The sequence below is a fragment of the Epibacterium sp. ABV4_022 genome (assembly GCF_056159345.1).
Genome location: NZ_JBSWVA010000001.1, coordinates 1,460,820 through 1,475,564, shown reverse-complemented (window position 1 = coordinate 1,475,564; position 14,745 = coordinate 1,460,820). Strand labels below are relative to the sequence as shown.

Annotated in this window: 18 protein-coding genes and 1 tRNA gene; 11 read left to right on the top strand and 8 right to left on the bottom strand. The window is 61.9% G+C overall.

The annotated features are described in order from the left end of the window. Nucleotides 1-163: 163 nt before the first annotated feature. Nucleotides 164-1,780, bottom strand: coding sequence for a calcium-binding protein (locus ACXAF5_RS07045; protein ID WP_474946061.1), 1,617 nt, complete (start codon nt 1,778-1,780; stop codon nt 164-166). A gap of 346 nt (nt 1,781-2,126) precedes the next feature. Here ACXAF5_RS07045 and ACXAF5_RS07040 point away from each other — a divergent pair. Together ACXAF5_RS07040 and ACXAF5_RS07035 are read left to right on the top strand one after the other, a co-directional pair. Next, a tRNA-Gly gene (locus ACXAF5_RS07040) sits at nt 2,127-2,201 on the top strand. A 143-nt stretch (nt 2,202-2,344) separates the two neighbouring features. After that, nucleotides 2,345-3,697 carry an aminotransferase gene (locus ACXAF5_RS07035; protein ID WP_474946060.1) on the top strand — a complete coding sequence of 451 codons (1,353 nt, stop codon included), beginning with the start codon at nt 2,345-2,347 and terminating at the stop codon, nt 3,695-3,697. Between the two features lie 146 nt (nt 3,698-3,843). On the opposite strand, the gene ACXAF5_RS07030 is transcribed toward ACXAF5_RS07035, so the two are convergent. Further along, on the bottom strand, nt 3,844-4,083 hold the full coding sequence (locus tag ACXAF5_RS07030; protein WP_005652398.1) for an Lrp/AsnC family transcriptional regulator: 240 nt from the start codon (nt 4,081-4,083) through the stop codon (nt 3,844-3,846). A 191-nt stretch (nt 4,084-4,274) separates the two neighbouring features. On the opposite strand from ACXAF5_RS07030, the gene hisB reads away from it, so the two are divergent. Further along, complete coding sequence (gene hisB, locus ACXAF5_RS07025) at nt 4,275-4,862, top strand: imidazoleglycerol-phosphate dehydratase HisB (RefSeq protein WP_065322726.1); 588 nt, start codon at nt 4,275-4,277, stop codon at nt 4,860-4,862. 103 nt (nt 4,863-4,965) lie between these two features. Further along, nucleotides 4,966-5,604 (top strand): imidazole glycerol phosphate synthase subunit HisH, encoded by a 639-nt coding sequence (hisH, locus tag ACXAF5_RS07020; RefSeq protein ID WP_474946059.1) that lies wholly within the window; start codon nt 4,966-4,968, stop codon nt 5,602-5,604. Nucleotides 5,605-5,811: 207 nt separating this feature from the next. On the opposite strand, the gene ACXAF5_RS07015 is transcribed toward hisH, so the two are convergent. Further along, nucleotides 5,812-6,546 (bottom strand): helix-turn-helix transcriptional regulator, encoded by a 735-nt coding sequence (locus ACXAF5_RS07015; protein ID WP_474946058.1) that lies wholly within the window; start codon nt 6,544-6,546, stop codon nt 5,812-5,814. Nucleotides 6,547-6,687: 141 nt separating this feature from the next. Here ACXAF5_RS07015 and ACXAF5_RS07010 point away from each other — a divergent pair, with 141 nt between their 5' ends. Further along, nucleotides 6,688-7,224 carry a peroxiredoxin-like family protein gene (locus tag ACXAF5_RS07010; protein ID WP_474946057.1) on the top strand — a complete coding sequence of 179 codons (537 nt, stop codon included), beginning with the start codon at nt 6,688-6,690 and terminating at the stop codon, nt 7,222-7,224. A 115-nt stretch (nt 7,225-7,339) separates the two neighbouring features. Then, nucleotides 7,340-7,591, top strand: a complete 252-nt coding sequence (locus ACXAF5_RS07005; protein ID WP_239323982.1) for a WGR domain-containing protein — start codon at nt 7,340-7,342, stop codon at nt 7,589-7,591. A gap of 28 nt (nt 7,592-7,619) precedes the next feature. On the opposite strand, the gene ACXAF5_RS07000 is transcribed toward ACXAF5_RS07005, so the two are convergent. Further along, nucleotides 7,620-8,009, bottom strand: a complete 390-nt coding sequence (locus ACXAF5_RS07000; RefSeq protein ID WP_474947812.1) for a DUF2147 domain-containing protein — start codon at nt 8,007-8,009, stop codon at nt 7,620-7,622. Nucleotides 8,010-8,195: 186 nt separating this feature from the next. Between ACXAF5_RS07000 and hisA the strand changes: the two genes are divergently transcribed. Both hisA and ACXAF5_RS06990 read left to right on the top strand, forming a co-directional pair. Then, nucleotides 8,196-8,918 (top strand): 1-(5-phosphoribosyl)-5-[(5-phosphoribosylamino)methylideneamino]imidazole-4-carboxamide isomerase, encoded by a 723-nt coding sequence (gene hisA / locus ACXAF5_RS06995; protein ID WP_239324141.1) that lies wholly within the window; start codon nt 8,196-8,198, stop codon nt 8,916-8,918. A gap of 281 nt (nt 8,919-9,199) precedes the next feature. Next, the gene (locus tag ACXAF5_RS06990) at nt 9,200-9,682 is read left to right on the top strand and encodes a DUF2867 domain-containing protein (RefSeq protein WP_474946056.1); all 483 of its coding nucleotides are present in this window, start codon (nt 9,200-9,202) and stop codon (nt 9,680-9,682) included. A gap of 39 nt (nt 9,683-9,721) precedes the next feature. On the opposite strand, the gene ACXAF5_RS06985 is transcribed toward ACXAF5_RS06990, so the two are convergent. Then, entirely contained in the window at nt 9,722-10,165 is a 444-nt protein-coding gene (locus ACXAF5_RS06985) for a DUF302 domain-containing protein (RefSeq protein WP_009176477.1), read from the bottom strand. 208 nt (nt 10,166-10,373) lie between these two features. Between ACXAF5_RS06985 and hisF the strand changes: the two genes are divergently transcribed. Then, nucleotides 10,374-11,135, top strand: coding sequence for an imidazole glycerol phosphate synthase subunit HisF (gene hisF / locus ACXAF5_RS06980; RefSeq protein ID WP_474946055.1), 762 nt, complete (start codon nt 10,374-10,376; stop codon nt 11,133-11,135). Beyond that, nucleotides 11,132-11,449, top strand: coding sequence for a phosphoribosyl-ATP diphosphatase (locus ACXAF5_RS06975; RefSeq protein WP_474946054.1), 318 nt, complete (start codon nt 11,132-11,134; stop codon nt 11,447-11,449). The genes hisF and ACXAF5_RS06975 overlap by 4 nt, the downstream gene beginning before the upstream one ends. A 97-nt stretch (nt 11,450-11,546) precedes the next feature. On the opposite strand, the gene ACXAF5_RS06970 is transcribed toward ACXAF5_RS06975, so the two are convergent. Then, nucleotides 11,547-12,491, bottom strand: a complete 945-nt coding sequence (locus ACXAF5_RS06970) for an alpha/beta fold hydrolase (RefSeq protein WP_474946053.1) — start codon at nt 12,489-12,491, stop codon at nt 11,547-11,549. An 89-nt stretch (nt 12,492-12,580) separates the two neighbouring features. Between ACXAF5_RS06970 and ACXAF5_RS06965 the strand changes: the two genes are divergently transcribed. Further along, complete coding sequence (locus ACXAF5_RS06965; RefSeq protein ID WP_474946052.1) at nt 12,581-13,288, top strand: helix-turn-helix transcriptional regulator; 708 nt, start codon at nt 12,581-12,583, stop codon at nt 13,286-13,288. Between the two features lie 106 nt (nt 13,289-13,394). On the opposite strand, the gene ACXAF5_RS06960 is transcribed toward ACXAF5_RS06965, so the two are convergent. After that, nucleotides 13,395-13,859, bottom strand: coding sequence for a CoA-binding protein (locus ACXAF5_RS06960; RefSeq protein ID WP_474946051.1), 465 nt, complete (start codon nt 13,857-13,859; stop codon nt 13,395-13,397). 289 nt (nt 13,860-14,148) lie between these two features. Continuing rightward, the gene (locus tag ACXAF5_RS06955; protein WP_474946050.1) at nt 14,149-14,559 is read right to left on the bottom strand and encodes a YHS domain-containing (seleno)protein; all 411 of its coding nucleotides are present in this window, start codon (nt 14,557-14,559) and stop codon (nt 14,149-14,151) included. Between the last annotated feature and the right edge of the window lie 186 nt (nt 14,560-14,745).

Genomic DNA, 14,745 nt, shown 5'->3' with positions numbered 1-14,745 from the left:
CGCCCTCTGGGCGGTTTTTTTACGCCACCAGCATACTCACGGTAGCGTCCCACCAAGCGCAACCAAATGCGACACTGCGCCCTCACGGGCCTGTGCGATACCATAGAATTCAGGCTGCGGCGCTGGCGTTGCCGAGTTAAGGGCACACCAGCGCAAATGTGGATCAGCTCAACAAGATGTCATTGGCAGTCAGATCAGCCATAGTGACCTCTTGCAGAATAATCACATGAGGCACCATCGTACTGCTACCTTCGCTCACGGGTACAGAGGCGTAGATGTACACATCTGTACCGACCTGCTGCGCCAGAGATGCGGACAACTGTTCATAGTCGTCGGCGGAGTCCGAACCGTCAGCATCGAACACCACGCTGTCTTCTTCGGCATCGAAATCAACAATCGTCGAAACCCCGGCAGCGCCACCAAAATAGAATGTGTCTGCGCCCGCACCACCGTCGAGCACGTTGTTGCCTCCAAATGAGAAAATACTGTCATCGCCTTGACCTGCGTCGACGCTATCGTTTCCGGTGCCATCGTAGATCACATCGTCCAACCATGATCCTTCGATCAGATCATCCCCTGCACCACCCCGGGCTTCGCCGGTAGTTTCGTTGGCGTAGTAGTAGCCGCCGATTGTGATATGGTCGTTCCCTTCGCCGCCATACGCGATCGTATTGTTCCCAGAGAACACAATGACGTCGTCACCTGTGCCGCCATAGAGGCGCGCATCATCTACATATGTGGCGGAGATTGTATCATCACCATCGTCGCCGCGAATTGTCGATCCGTCGCCTGAAGTGTAAGCATAATCGTTTCCATCGCCACCAGAAACATCATTCACGCCACTGCGCGCATTAATGGTATCATTGCCGGCACCGCCGATCAGTGTGTCATTGCCCGAAGCGCCCTCGATGTCGTCGTCGCCTGCCCCACCATCAATATAATTTGCACCCATGAGGGTCGAGCCGAACCCCCAGCTCGAGATGGTGTCATTTCCCTCTCCGGCGAAAACAGTATCGTTTCCGCGACCGGCCGAAATTTCATCATCACCGGCGCCGCCAAGAATGCTGTCGTGACCGATCCCGCCGTCCAATGTGTCATTCCCAGCGCCCCCATCGAGGCTGTCTTCTCCGATGTCGCCCTGAACAAAATCGTCGCCGTCATGGGCATCGATGATGTCATTGCCGCCCTGACCGATCAGGCTGTCATTGCCTGAACCACCACGGATGCTGTCGCGCCCAAGACCACCAAAGATCGTATCAGCACCGGTGTGTCCGCTTAGGTAATCGTTGCCAGCCCCACCATTGATGAAATCGTCGCCACTATTCCCAAAGACGCGATCATTCCCCTCACCGGAAAAGATACTGTCATGCCCGATGCCACCAGAAATGTCGTCCGCGCCCGAAAGCGACGTGATCTGATCGTTGCCAGAACCACCAGAGAACGTGCTCGCACCGCTGCCACCAAGCAGCGTATCGTCCCCCGAACCACCGTTCAAAGTGTCGGCACCTGTGTCAGAGGCATCCTCGCCCGTACCAAAGATGAAGTCGTCGCCAGAACCACCGTCCAGAACATCCGACCCCGAACCGCCAAGCAGCGTGTCATTCCCGGCACCGCCATCAATTTCATCATCGGTACTGGTGCCCGTTATAAGCTCGCCATCTGCAGTGCCGGTGAGTGTTTCACCGTGGTCCATGTTTTGCGCTGTGTCAGCTGCCAATTCCGACTGTAGAACCACGCCAATGTCGCTAGAGAAAGCACTTAAAAAGTCAGTTTTCTTCACGGAAGAGTCTCCTAAACCACCGCCCCGAAAGGGAAGTTTCATTTATATCAAATAGACCTTAGGGGCCATTCGTTGCCTTGCTGAAAAGTCATTCCAACTCACCCAGTCGAAAACGTCCTTAACATAGTTGAGACCAACTCCCTATGCCCAACCCAGGGTCGAGCATAACATCACCGTTTTCCGATGTAGCTTTGGCGCAACCTTCATCAGACGATGCAATCGCCGCGCCCATCCATTCGCGCGCCGTTGGGTGATAAAACGACCCCAAGAAAAGTCTCAATGGATTTCATTTTCCGCTTGCAGCCCCCGGCGGGATTTCATAAACCCCGCCTCACCGAATGGCAGCGCGGGCGTAGCTCAGGGGTAGAGCATAACCTTGCCAAGGTTAGGGTCGGGCGTTCGAATCGCCTCGCCCGCTCCATTCGAAAACGAAAAGGCCGCTCCTCCGGGGCGGCTTTTCGCGTTTCAGGGCAGTTACTTGCACTTTTTGATCAAAAGTCTTTGACTGCCACGCAGCACCGCGCCAATCCTTGTGACAACCTGAGACAGCAAAGGAATGGCCAGATGTCCTCCGTGATCTACCCGACGACGAATTTCACCGCGACGGAGCAGCTCTGCATCACCCATGGTGAGGGGATCTACGTCTACGACGACAGTGGCAAGGAATACATCGAAGGGCTCGCGGGGCTGTGGTGTACCTCGCTGGGCTATTCCAACACCGAGGTGGTGGAGGCGATCACCGACCAGCTGAACCGCCTGCCCTTCCAGCACACATTCGGCGGCAAGACCCACGCGCCGGTGATGCAACTGGCCGAGAAGCTCAAGGCGATGGTGCCGGTGGAGGATGCCTATTTCTTCTTTGGCAACTCCGGCTCCGACGCAAACGACAGCCACTACAAAATGCTGCGCTATTACTTCAACGCGATCGGCAAGCCGCAAAAGCGCAAGATCATCACCCGCGAGCGCGGCTACCATGGCGTGACGGTGGCGGCCGGGTCGCTGACCTCCCTGCCCGCCAACCTCGCCCATTTCGACGCGCCCCTTGAGGCACTGTCGATCCTGCGCGCCGATGCACCGCATTACTACACAGGCCGTCAGGGAAATGAGACTGAGGCGCAGTTTGTCGAACGCATTCTGCAGAACCTAGAAGACCAGATCCTCGCCGAGGACCCCGACACCATCGCCGCGATGATCGTAGAGCCGATCACCGGCGCCTCCGGCGTGATCGTCCCCCCCGAAGGCTACTACGAGGGGCTGCAAGCTCTCCTGCGCAAACATGACATCCTGATCTGGGCGGATGAGGTCATCTGCGGCTTTGGCCGCACAGGCGCCGATTTCGGCTGCACCACCATGGGCATCAAGCCGGACCTGATGACCTTTGCCAAACAGCTGTCTTCGGCCTATTTCCCGATCTCCGCCTCGGTCATTCCCGGCTGGATGTACAAGGCGATGGTGGATCAGACCAATGAGGTCGGCGTCTTTGGCCACGGCTATACCTACTCCGGCCACCCCGCCGCCTGCGCCGCCGCCCTGAAAACGCTGGAAATCTACGAGCGCGACAAGATCTTTGAACATGCCGCCGAGGTGGGCGCTTACATGCAAGCGCGGCTGCGCGAGATCTTTACCGATCACCCGCTGGTGGGCGAGGTGCGCGGCAAAGGCCTGATCGCGGCGCTCGAACTGGTCTCCAACAAGACCACCGGCGCCACCATCCCCGGAGGCAAAGGCGGCGCTGCAGCAGTCAAAGCCTGCCAGGACGCGGGCCTGATCCTGCGCGCCGTGGCCGGAAACGCGCTCGCCTTCTGCCCACCGCTGATCATCACAAAGGCAGAGGTCGACGAGATGCTCAAACGCACCAAGACCGGCATCGACACCGCCTATGAGACCCTCAAATCCGAAGGCCTCCTGAACAGCTGACCTAAAACAAAAGGCGCCCCGACCAAAGCGGGCGCCTTTTCATCTTCTTACAAATATCCCGGAGCGCGAGGCAGCGCCTCGCAACAGGCTTTTCCCACAGGGAAAAGCGCAACCGGCGCGCCGCAAGGCGCTCTTTTTGGTAATCCTCAGAAGACCTTGAACGTCATCGTCGTCAGCGACCGCTCGATATTGGGGATCTGCAACAGGTGGTCATTGATATATTTACCCACATCCTCGCCCGAGGGGATGTAGAGCTTCATCAGCAGATCATATTCCCCGCTGGTGGAATAAAGCTCCGAATGGATCTCATGCAGCGCAATATCCTCGGCCACCTTATAGGTGGTGCCGGGTTTGCAGCGGATCTGGATAAAGACGCAGGTGGACATTTCTCGCCTCAGCTTCTGTCAGGTCTGGTTGCCCGGCAACCTCGCACGCAGCGCGAAAAAGGGCAATCCCGCCGCTGAGCGCTCCTGATGCGCCACAGAGATACAGCAGAGGCACAGCAATCCTGCGATCCCCCTTGAGCCTGCGCCACCTCGCACCCTATAAGCCTAGGCGACAGATTGAGGATTTCACCATGCGCACAGCCCAGGTTTCCCGCTCGACCGCCGAGACGGAGATCTCCGTCTCCGTCAACCTCGACGGCAGCGGCACATATGACAATCAGACCGGCGTTGGCTTTTTTGACCACATGCTGGACCAGCTGTCGCGCCACTCGCTGATCGACATGACCATCCGCGCCAAGGGGGATTATCATATCGACGACCACCACACCGTCGAGGATACCGGTATCGCGCTGGGTCAGGCGCTGGTGCAGGCGCTTGGCGACAAAAAAGGCATCAACCGCTACGGCGAGTGCCACTTGCCGATGGATGACGCACAGGTGCGTGCCGCGCTGGATCTTTCGGCCCGACCTTTCCTTGTGTGGAATGTGGATCTTCCCACGCAAAAAATCGGCACTTTTGACACCGAACTGGTGCGCGAGTTCTTCCAGGCGCTTGCGACCCATGGCGGCATCACCCTGCACATCGACCAGATCCATGGGGTGAACAGCCACCACATCGCCGAGGCCGCATTCAAGGCCGTCGCCCGTGCGCTGCGCACCGCGGTCGAGGTCGACCCGCGCAAAGCGGACGCCGTGCCCTCCACCAAAGGCGCGCTCTGAGGCGCTTGCGCCGGACTGCTGCCCTGCCCTTTGATCCCGTGCCCCTAGACCCTGTGATGGCTCAACGCCACCTCGGGGTTCACACCATCCCGAGGACGATCCCATGCTGACCGCCATCATCGACTATGAATCCGGCAACCTGCACTCCGCCGAAAAAGCGTTTCAGCGCATGGCGGCCGAGGTCGGCGCTGGTGAGGTTGTGGTGACCTCCGACGCCGATGTGGTCGCCCGCGCCGACCGGCTGGTGCTGCCGGGCGATGGGGCCTTTCCCGCCTGCGCGGCAGAGTTGCGCGGCCACAAAGGCATTTATGACGCGATGGTCGAGGCCGTAGAGGTGAAAGGCCGCCCCTTCCTCGGGATTTGTGTCGGCATGCAGTTGATGGCCACGACGGGGCACGAATATGCCGAGACGCCGGGCCTCGGCTGGGTGGGCGGAGACGTGGTGAAGATCACGCCTGCCGATACGCGCCTCAAGGTGCCGCATATGGGCTGGAACGATCTGGTGATAGACAACCCGCACCCGGTGTTTGATGGCATCTCGACGGGCGATCACTGCTATTTTGTTCACAGCTATCACTTCCGTGTCGCCAATCCGGCCGAACGGCTGGCGCATGTGGATTACGCCGGGGATGTAACAGCGGTGATCGGGCGCGACACCATGCTCGGCATGCAGTTCCACCCGGAAAAAAGCCAGCATGTCGGCCTCAGGATGATCGGCAACTTCCTCACCTGGACGCCCTGACACCCTGCTCTGATCTGGACGCCTGCCGCCCGAAGGGCGGCGCGCGCAAGGGGCCCTTGGCCGCTTGCGCGCCACCGGCAGGCCCGCGCGCCCGCCCCATCGAGGGGCGGGCGCGCGGCGTTTGCCCTCACACTCAACAGATGTCAGAATACGCAACACCGGCCATGCCCATGGGGCACGCGCAGGTGGGCCAAACGCAGCCCAGCCTCAGGCCGCGCTTTGCCTCAGCAACACCGGCGCCACGCCGTAGGCTTTGCGAAAGGCACGGGTAAACCCTTCGGGTGACTCATACGCATAGCGGCGGGCAACGGCCTCGACCCGGTCGCCCCGGAGCAGATCCTGCCGCGCCAGCGTCAACCGCCAGCGTCGCAGGTATCCCATCGGCGTCTCGTTCATCTGCGCTGAGAACAGCTCCGAGAACCGCGACAGCGACAACCCCGCCTCCTGCGCCAGATCAGCGGTGGTCCAGACCCGTCCCGGCTCATCATGCATCGACACAATCGCGCGGGCCAGCCGCTGATCGGCAAGCCCTGCCAGCAGACCCGGCTCTGCGGTGCCTGCCTCGATCAGATGGCGCAACAGCCGCACCATCAACGCCTGCCCGAGACTGGACAGAACCAATTCCGCCCCGCAGCGATGGGCCTCAAGCTCCTGCCGCATCAGGTCCAGAATCGCGGCCAACTGCGGGGTTTGGGACAACGCCACCTCGACCCGCTGCGGCAACGCCGCCACCAAAGGGTTATGCGCCCCGTCCCAGTCCACCCGCAGCGCAAGGCAGACGGCGCCTGCAGCGGCCTCCGTGGGCTGCACTGTGCTGCCGGGTGTAAACAGCAGGGTATGCCCCCCTGCGCGCCCGGTCAGAACGCACAGATTTGCGTGCGGACAGGCCGCGATATCCACCCGCATCCGAAACCGCGAAATAAGACTGGTGAGACGGTCCATCACATCCTCCACATACGCATATCCGGCGCACATCCGGGTTTTAGGTCAGTTTTTTCGGAATTACCAAGCACAAATGCGTGCGATAGAGATCCCACACAACACACCGACCCCCTGTCGGCCGCAAGCATACCGGAGTTGCCCATGCTGATCCCTCGCCAGAAAACCCCTGCCCTGTCGCTGCCTTTGCTGGGCAGCGGCCAGTTCGACCTTGCCTCCGAAGTGTCCGAGCGCGGCACTGTCATCTGCTTCTATCGCGGCCTGCACTGCCCGATCTGCGCCACCTACCTGAAAGAGTTTGAAAAGCGCGCCGCAGATTTTGCCGAACGCGGCGTCAACTGCATCGCCATCAGCTCTGACGACGAGGACCGCACCCGGTTGATGGCCGAAAAGATCGAAGCCAAAAATCTGCGCTTTGCCTATGATCTGCCGCTGAATGTCGCCAAGGACTGGGGGCTTTATATCTCGACGTCGCGCGGCACCACCTCGATCGGCATTGAAGAGCCGGCGCTGTTTTCCGAGCCGGGCCTGTTCATGGTGACGCCGGAACAGACGCTCTATTATGGCTCCGTGCAGACCATGCCCTTTGTGCGCCCGCATTTTTCCGAACTGGTGGCAGCGCTGGATTTTGCCATCGCCAACAGCTACCCGGCGCGCGGCGAATACACCGGCAGCGTCTGAGACCAACCGCTTTTGTCCTGCATCACCGGTCCCCTAAACCCATGTGAGCAATGGACATGGCCTTGGCAACAAGGCATATGGGCCTGACCACTTTCACGGTCAGGCCCACTTCCACTTGTACTTGCGTTTCGAAAAATTCAGCCACCGGGACGGGCAGCATCGCTATCTGGTGCTGAGCCTGACGCCGACGCTGTTCGGCGACTGGTGCGTGGTGCAATCCACCGGCCCGATCGGCCAGCCCGGCGGGCAGGAGCGGCGCAACTACTGCCCCACGCTTGATGAGGCGCAATCGCTGTTCGAGAGCACGCGGGACCGGCAGGTCAAACGGGGCTTTGTGCCGATCCCGGTGCAGATGGGGCTGTTCTGAGCCCACCGCATTCAGGTTTGGATGCGCGTCACTTCACCCGCGTCCAGGTCTGTTTCGAACAGATCAGCCCGCCCGCCACGCAACCACGCAGGCGTAGGCTGTCGCCGCTCAGATCCATCTTGCCGATGTAGATCTTGTTGTTGGAGGGCCGCCAGACCTTGCCCTCATAAGCACCGCCGCCCTGCGGGACCATATCGATCACCAGCGTTTTTCCAAGGTTCGGGGATTTATACTCGCCGCTGTCGTTGAAGGTGCGCGCAATGGTGCCGCACACAGCATTGCCGCAGGGTTTCATCGCCACATGCGCATAAGAGCCATCGTCGGGCTGGGTCTTCCACGTTCCCTCGATCGGGTCGGCGGCAAAGGCGGCTGTCGTCAGCCCAAGCGTCACGGCAAGGGTTGCAATCAGGTGTTTCATGGTCATTCGTCCTCCCTATGGGTTGGAAGTCTGACCGAGGCGCGCGCATTCAGGCAAGATTGACCTCGGGTCGCCCTGCCCCTGCGCCTGCAACGCGCGGTGATGCCACCCGCGTTGCAATTCGCCGCCACCTTGGGCAAAAGGGCAGCCAAAGCATTCTCCCCCATGACCAAAAGGGCACAGCCGATGATCCTCTACCCTGCCATTGACCTCAAGGACGGCCAGGCCGTGCGGCTTCTGCATGGTGACATGGATAAGACCACCGTGTTCAACGACAATCCGGCCGCGCAGGCGCTGGAATTCGTGGCGGCGGGCTGTGAATGGCTGCATCTGGTGGATCTGAACGGTGCCTTCGCCGGGGAGCCGGTGAACGCCGCGCCGGTTGAGGAGATCCTGAAGCAGTGTCAGGTGCCCGCGCAGCTTGGCGGTGGCATCCGCGACATGGCGACCATCGAGCGCTGGCTCGACAAGGGGCTGGCGCGGGTGATCCTTGGCACCGTGGCGGTGGAGGACCCCGATCTGGTGCGCGAGGCGGCACGGGCGTTTCCGGGCAAGGTCGCTGTCGGCATCGACGCGCGTGGTGGCAAGGTTGCGACCAAAGGCTGGGCGGAGGAAACCGATGTCGACGTCACCGATCTGGCGAAGTCCTTTGAGGACGCGGGCGTTGCAGCGATCATCTACACCGACATCATGCGCGACGGCGCGATGAAAGGTCCAAACATTGACGCCACCGCCGCGCTGGCGAATGCCGTGTCGATCCCGGTGATCGCCTCTGGCGGCGTCTCTTCGCTTGACGATCTGCGCGCGCTGAAGTCCTGCGGCGCGCCGCTCAATGGCGCAATTTCGGGCCGCGCGCTCTATGATGGCGCGATTGATCTCTCTGAGGCGCTGGCGGTCCTCAAGGGCTGATCGTTCCCGCCACACAGGGCCTCGCGCCAGCGGCTGTTCAGACGACCTATCGAAGAGGTGTTTCGCTTCGGGCTTTGCCCGAAGCGACCGCGGAGGCGCGTGTCCTGCGGACACGCGCCTCCGCGCCCGGCCCAACGCCGAAAGATCCTCGCCAAAGGCGGGGATTGCATCGGGGGCGGGAGCCTTCCCCTCGCTGGAGAACACAGCGCTTGATCTGCGGCAGCTTGCCCACTGGCGCCACACGCCCGCGCCTGTCACGCTCCCTGAAAAGGAGCCTCGCCATGCCGAAGATCGAGACCAGCCCGCTGCCAAAAACCTCCACCCTGTGGAGGATGGTTCAACCGGGCGACTTCATCGATGGCTATGCGGTAGAGAGCCACCTTGGCCCACGCGAGGCGGCGGATATCGGCCTCAGCATGCCCAAATGGGCCAGTGCTCTGCTGGCGTTGCGCAACCGCATCGTGCGCCCTTTGGGCCTCAAGACCGAAGTGAGCGATACCGGTGAAGGCGCGATTTTTCCGGTCACCTATGAAGATGCGCAGGAGGTGATCTTGGGAACCGATGACACCCACCTGAATTTCCGCATCTGCGTGCGTCAGGAGGCAGGGCGCATTCACATGGCGACTTGGGTGCACCGTAACAATTGGCTGGGACGGATCTACCTGATGGTGGTGATGCCGTTTCACATCCTGATCGTGCGCGATTCCATGCGCCGGATTGCGCGCGCAGACACGTCTGCTGCCCCAGCGCAAACGCCGCACTAACGCAGCCTTCACGCCGAGACAGAGTATTCCGCAAACCTGCTACTGCGTTGCGGCCTCCGAGAGGTTTTGCAGCGCCGCGGTCATGCCCGCGATGAATTCAGCGTTGGCTTTGATATCAAGCCCTTCAAACATCATGACCGGGTCCTCATAGGTGAGCCAGACCTTGCCCTCGCTGTCCTCATAGGCCAGCGCCTTGAGCGGCAAAAACAGCCCCGCGCGCGCATCGGCCTGCATCGCCGGTGTGCCGATCTTGGGGTTGCCAAAGATCAGCAGCTGCGAGGCGGCAAGCTCCTCGCCAATCCCTTCGGCCCCTTTGGCATGATCGACGCGGGCAAAGACGGTCGCGCCTGCCTTGTCCAGCGCCATTTCGAGCGCATCCAGTGTTGCAGGCACGGAATGGCGGCTTTCGACTTTGACCAGATCCGCAAGGGCGGGTACGGCGCTCATCAGGGCAATCGCGGCAGCGGTTACAAAGGTTTTCATAAGATCTCCTCAATCACAAATGGACGATTTGGCGCAAAATCTGGCGCGCGCCACCGGGCTTCGCCAGTCACAAAGGCGACAAGCGCGGAAATCGGCAAAGACCGGCCACCCTCTGGCCCGCACCTGCCCCGCGCCCACCTCGTGCAATTCGCAAGCCCGTGCGCGATGCCCTCTTTTCCCGCCGTCGGTTCCGGTCCATAAGGCAAATATGCTTAAGACCCGTCTCATTCCCTGTCTCGATGTCGCCGATGGCCGTGTGGTCAAGGGCGTGAATTTTGTCGGCCTGCGTGACGCAGGCGATCCGGTAGAGGCCGCGCGCGCCTATGACGCCGCCGGTGCCGATGAGATCTGTTTCCTCGACATCCACGCGACCCATGAAAACCGCGGCACGATGTTTGACATGGTGCGCCGCACCGCCGAGCAATGCTTTGTGCCGCTCACCGTGGGCGGCGGCGTACGCACCAAGGACGATGTGCGCGCGCTTCTGTTGGCGGGGGCCGATAAGGTCTCTTTCAACTCTGCTGCGGTGGCCAACCCGGATGTGATCCGCGAGGCCGCCGACCAGTTCGGCAGCCAGTGCATCGTCTGCGCCATCGACGCCAAATCCGTCGCTCCCGGCCACTGGGAGATCTTCACCCATGGCGGGCGCCGCGAGACCGGCATCGACGCGGTGGAATTTGCCCGCCTTGTAACCGCCAAGGGCGCGGGCGAGATCCTGCTGACCTCGATGGATCGCGACGGCACCAAATCGGGCTTCAACCTCGAGATGACCCGCGCGATTTCCGATGCGGTGGATGTGCCGGTGATTGCCTCCGGCGGTGTCGGCACTCTGGATCACCTCGTGGACGGTGTGACCAAAGGGGGCGCCAGCGCGGTCCTGGCTGCCTCGATCTTCCACTTTGGCGAATACACGGTGCAACAGGCCAAAGAACACATGATCGCCAACGGCATCCCGATGAGGCTCCAATGACCCTGCTGCATGACCTCGAACAGACCATTCTGTCGCGCAAGGGCACCGATCCAGACACCAGCTGGACCGCGAAACTCCTGTGCAAAGGGCCGGAGAAATGTGCGGAGAAATTCGGCGAAGAAGCCATAGAGGCCATCATCGAGGCGGTGAAGGATAACAAGGCAGGGCTCGCGTCCGAGGGCGCGGATGTGCTCTATCATTTCCTGGTGATGCTGGCCGCGCGCGATGTGGCCTTGGATGATGTGCTCAAGGTTCTGGCCGAGCGTCAGGGCCTGAGCGGCATCGCCGAAAAAGCCGCCCGCCCCAGGGGATAACACCTGTCGGCACGGCGCGACACGGCACCGGACGCCTGCCCACCGATCAGATCGATGGGCAGCGCGCGCTGATCGGTGCCCGGCTCAGGCGGTCGGATCAGGCAGCGGGGGCCTGCGTCAACCAGGTCAGGATCGCCTCTGTCGTCTCCTGCGGGCGTTCCTGCTGTATCCAGTGGCCGCACTCCAGCGTGACAATCTCCACGTTGGGCACGAACGCTGTCAGACTATCGGATTGGGGGATCGTGTCCTGCGCGCCATAGATCATCAGGGCGCGCTGGTCGATCCGGGGCGCGACATCGGCCAGAAGGTGCCAGTTGCGGTCGAGGTTGCGATACCAGTTGATGCTGCCGGTGAACCCGGTCTCCGCAAAGGCGGACACAAAGACCGCCAGATCCTCGTCACACATCACCGGGTCGCCCTGCGGCTGCTGCGCAAGGGCCAGATCCATCATCATCATGCCCGGTGAAGGCTGCGCCGTCGGCAGGTTCTTGCGAAACAGGTTGCGCAGGAACTGCGCCGCGTTCTGGTCGAGCACCGCATCCGCCACCCCGGGCTGGCGGTTGAAATGCACAAAATAGTGGTCGCTGCCAAACACCTCCTCGATGAATTCGATCCAGGGTTTCGGTGTGCGGGGCTGGTAGGGCAAGGCCAGGCTGACGATGCCGGACACCCGGTCCGGATGCAGTTGCGCCAGCCCCCAGACCACATTCGCGCCCCAGTCATGCCCCACACATATGGCCTCCTGATAGCCGAAGTGATCAAGCAGCCCCACCAGATCCCCCGTCAGGGCGGCAATGTCATAGGCTTCGACCTCGGCCGGACGGGACGACCGTCCATAGCCGCGCTGGTTCGGGGCGATCACATGGTACCCGGCCGCCGCCAGCGCCGGCATCTGGTCGCGCCAGGAATAGGCATGCTCCGGCCAGCCGTGGCACAGCAGGATCGGGTGGCCGGCGTTTTCCTGGCCGCACTCGAACACCTCCAGCTCGACACCATTCACACAAACAAAGCTGGGGGCGGGAAAAAAGGTCGTCTCAGGCATCGCGTTATCTCCTTGTTGAACACGTCAAACGCGGCCTAATCTGCAATGGTGCCAAATTCTGACACCATTTAAGGGGGCCGCAGACGGATATGACTCCGCGTCACCGACAGGACAGCATCCTGCGCATTCTGCGCCGCAGGGGCAGCACGACGGTGCGCGCCCTGGCCCATGATGTCAGCGCCTCGCGCCGCACCATCCTGCGGGACATCGCCGCACTGCGGGATGAGGGGTATGTGATCCATGCCGATCCCGGGCGCGGCGGCGGTCTCTGCCTTGATCCCGGCTCCGTGCGGGCCACCGCACGCCTGTCGGTGACCGAGGTCTTTGCGCTGGTGATCAGCGTTGCAAGCATGAAGGCCGCCGGCCAGCTGCCGTTCTCCGGGCTCGCCGACAGCGGTTTGGCCAAGATCGAAAGATCACTGCCGGCGGACAAGATCCGCGACCTGCGGCGTTTCCTGGACTGTCTCTATGTCGGCAGGCTAGCCCCGCAGGTGGACATTTCCGACCTCGGCCCGATGGACCCGGCGCTGCTGCCAGCCTTCGAGACGGCATTCCTGGATCGGGTTCTCCTCGCGTTCCGATACCGCGATGCAAAGGGGGCCACCTCAACCCGCCGGGTCGAGCCGCAGGCGATCCTGGTGCTGCCGCCTCTGTGGTATCTGGTGGCCTGGGATCCAGACCGCGCGGCGGTGCGCCATTTCCGCATGGACCGGATCAGCGCCCCGCACTGCATCGAGGGCACCCGGTTTCAGAAACGCCACGTGACGTTCGACGATGGCGTGCGCCCCCTCCGCTAACCCCAGCAGACGGCCGCGCCTTGCCGCCAGGCAAGGCGCCGGGCCCAACGGGAGGCGCGCATGTCCCATGCGCAACGACGGGCGGGAGCCGCCCCTCGCCCGCCCTTCAGAGTTTTGAGGAAATGATACCGGTTGCAAAGCCGCCCTGGCGCAGCTCCCCGAACAGGCGCTGGTATTCGATCTTTGGGCAGCGGTTCTGGATCACATCCACGCCACGGGCCTGCGCCTGTGCCGCGGCCTCGGCGTGCTCCACCCCGATCTGCATCCAGATCGTCTGCAGCGTCGGAAAGGCCGCAAGCGCCTCTTCCACGATGCCGGGCACCGCGTCCGACCGGCGGAAGATATCGACCATATCCACCGGCTCTTTGATCTCGGATAACGACGCGTGCACCGTTGCGCCAAACAGCTGCGTTCCGGCATGTCCCGGATTGACCGGGATCACCCGATAGCCCTTCAGCGACAGGTAGCGGGCGACGTAATAGCTCGGCCGCACCGGATTGGGCGAGACCCCGACAACGGCGATCACCTTTGTCCGGGTCAATATGGTTCTGAGATGCGCATCCGAATACATGCGGACACTCTGCGCAGGTGGTGCCGTCAGCGCAAGCCCCGCCACGCAGACACCTCGCAGGCAGCTCACAGACCTGTGGGCGGAGGCGCCAAGAAAAAAGCGCCCGAAGAAGCTCCGGGCGCGAGGTGTGGAACGAGGGACAGTGAAAAAGATCTGTGGCGGTTCCAAAGCCACAGCCTGTTATTGAATCTGGGGCTGTCGCGGCGGATTGAAAGAGCGGCTCTCTTTTTTGTGAAGAGGGCGCGTGTATTGCAGCTTGACTCTGCCCCGCGCAGCACCAAGCGCGTGATCAATCCGCTTGCAGCACTCCGGGCCAGACCGCCCGCGCTGCCCGGATCATCCCGTCCGGCTCTGCCAGCCACAAGGCCTCGACCCGCGGCGTATGAAACAGATAGAGCCGCCCGTCGACGATCTCCCACGTCAGGGGATTGCCGTCGAACACCCGACCGCGGGCCATGCCATAGGCGCAATGGCCGCCGAAACGGGGTGCGTAGGCCCTGGGGTTCGCCTCGAAGCGCGACTGGTTCTCGGCGGAGTGGAAGAGCCAGACCGCCCCTTTCCACATCAGCGCGTGATCCGAATGCCCCTTCAACGGCGCGTCGGCCAGATGGAAGGACACCGGGTCGTAGCCCCCGATGGCAATTCCGTCCTCGACCGCGATATAGAGCGTCCCGGCCACGGCTTGGGGTGCGGGGACCATGGCACACATCCCCGCGGTCATGATGACAGCGCCCAGCCCACGCAGGGCGGGTATCAGACGATGATGCAGCACAGTCTCCCTCCGGCACGATTTCAGATGGCACAGAGAATGCCGCCTGGCGCGGCCTCGGAAAAGACCGGATACGGGAATTTGAACAGCTTGTGACAAGTGTTGCACACAGGATTC

Excerpts from the sequence above, each read along its gene's own strand:
- ACXAF5_RS06960 (WP_474946051.1), bottom strand. The coding sequence starts at position 13,859 with ATGTATTCGGATGCGCATCTCAGAACCATATTGACCCGGACAAAGGTG.
- ACXAF5_RS07030 (WP_005652398.1), bottom strand. The coding sequence starts at position 4,083 with ATGTCCACCTGCGTCTTTATCCAGATCCGCTGCAAACCCGGCACCACC.
- ACXAF5_RS07015 (WP_474946058.1), bottom strand. The coding sequence starts at position 6,546 with ATGGACCGTCTCACCAGTCTTATTTCGCGGTTTCGGATGCGGGTGGAT.
- ACXAF5_RS06975 (WP_474946054.1), top strand. The coding sequence starts at position 11,132 with ATGACCCTGCTGCATGACCTCGAACAGACCATTCTGTCGCGCAAGGGC.
- hisH (WP_474946059.1), top strand. The coding sequence starts at position 4,966 with ATGCTGACCGCCATCATCGACTATGAATCCGGCAACCTGCACTCCGCC.
- ACXAF5_RS06990 (WP_474946056.1), top strand. The coding sequence starts at position 9,200 with ATGCCGAAGATCGAGACCAGCCCGCTGCCAAAAACCTCCACCCTGTGG.
- hisB (WP_065322726.1), top strand. The coding sequence starts at position 4,275 with ATGCGCACAGCCCAGGTTTCCCGCTCGACCGCCGAGACGGAGATCTCC.
- ACXAF5_RS06985 (WP_009176477.1), bottom strand. The coding sequence starts at position 10,165 with ATGAAAACCTTTGTAACCGCTGCCGCGATTGCCCTGATGAGCGCCGTA.
- ACXAF5_RS06965 (WP_474946052.1), top strand. The coding sequence starts at position 12,581 with ATGACTCCGCGTCACCGACAGGACAGCATCCTGCGCATTCTGCGCCGC.
- hisF (WP_474946055.1), top strand. The coding sequence starts at position 10,374 with ATGCTTAAGACCCGTCTCATTCCCTGTCTCGATGTCGCCGATGGCCGT.
- ACXAF5_RS06955 (WP_474946050.1), bottom strand. The coding sequence starts at position 14,559 with ATGGTCCCCGCACCCCAAGCCGTGGCCGGGACGCTCTATATCGCGGTC.
- ACXAF5_RS07010 (WP_474946057.1), top strand. The coding sequence starts at position 6,688 with ATGCTGATCCCTCGCCAGAAAACCCCTGCCCTGTCGCTGCCTTTGCTG.
- ACXAF5_RS06970 (WP_474946053.1), bottom strand. The coding sequence starts at position 12,491 with ATGCCTGAGACGACCTTTTTTCCCGCCCCCAGCTTTGTTTGTGTGAAT.
- ACXAF5_RS07000 (WP_474947812.1), bottom strand. The coding sequence starts at position 8,009 with ATGAAACACCTGATTGCAACCCTTGCCGTGACGCTTGGGCTGACGACA.
- hisA (WP_239324141.1), top strand. The coding sequence starts at position 8,196 with ATGATCCTCTACCCTGCCATTGACCTCAAGGACGGCCAGGCCGTGCGG.
- ACXAF5_RS07035 (WP_474946060.1), top strand. The coding sequence starts at position 2,345 with ATGTCCTCCGTGATCTACCCGACGACGAATTTCACCGCGACGGAGCAG.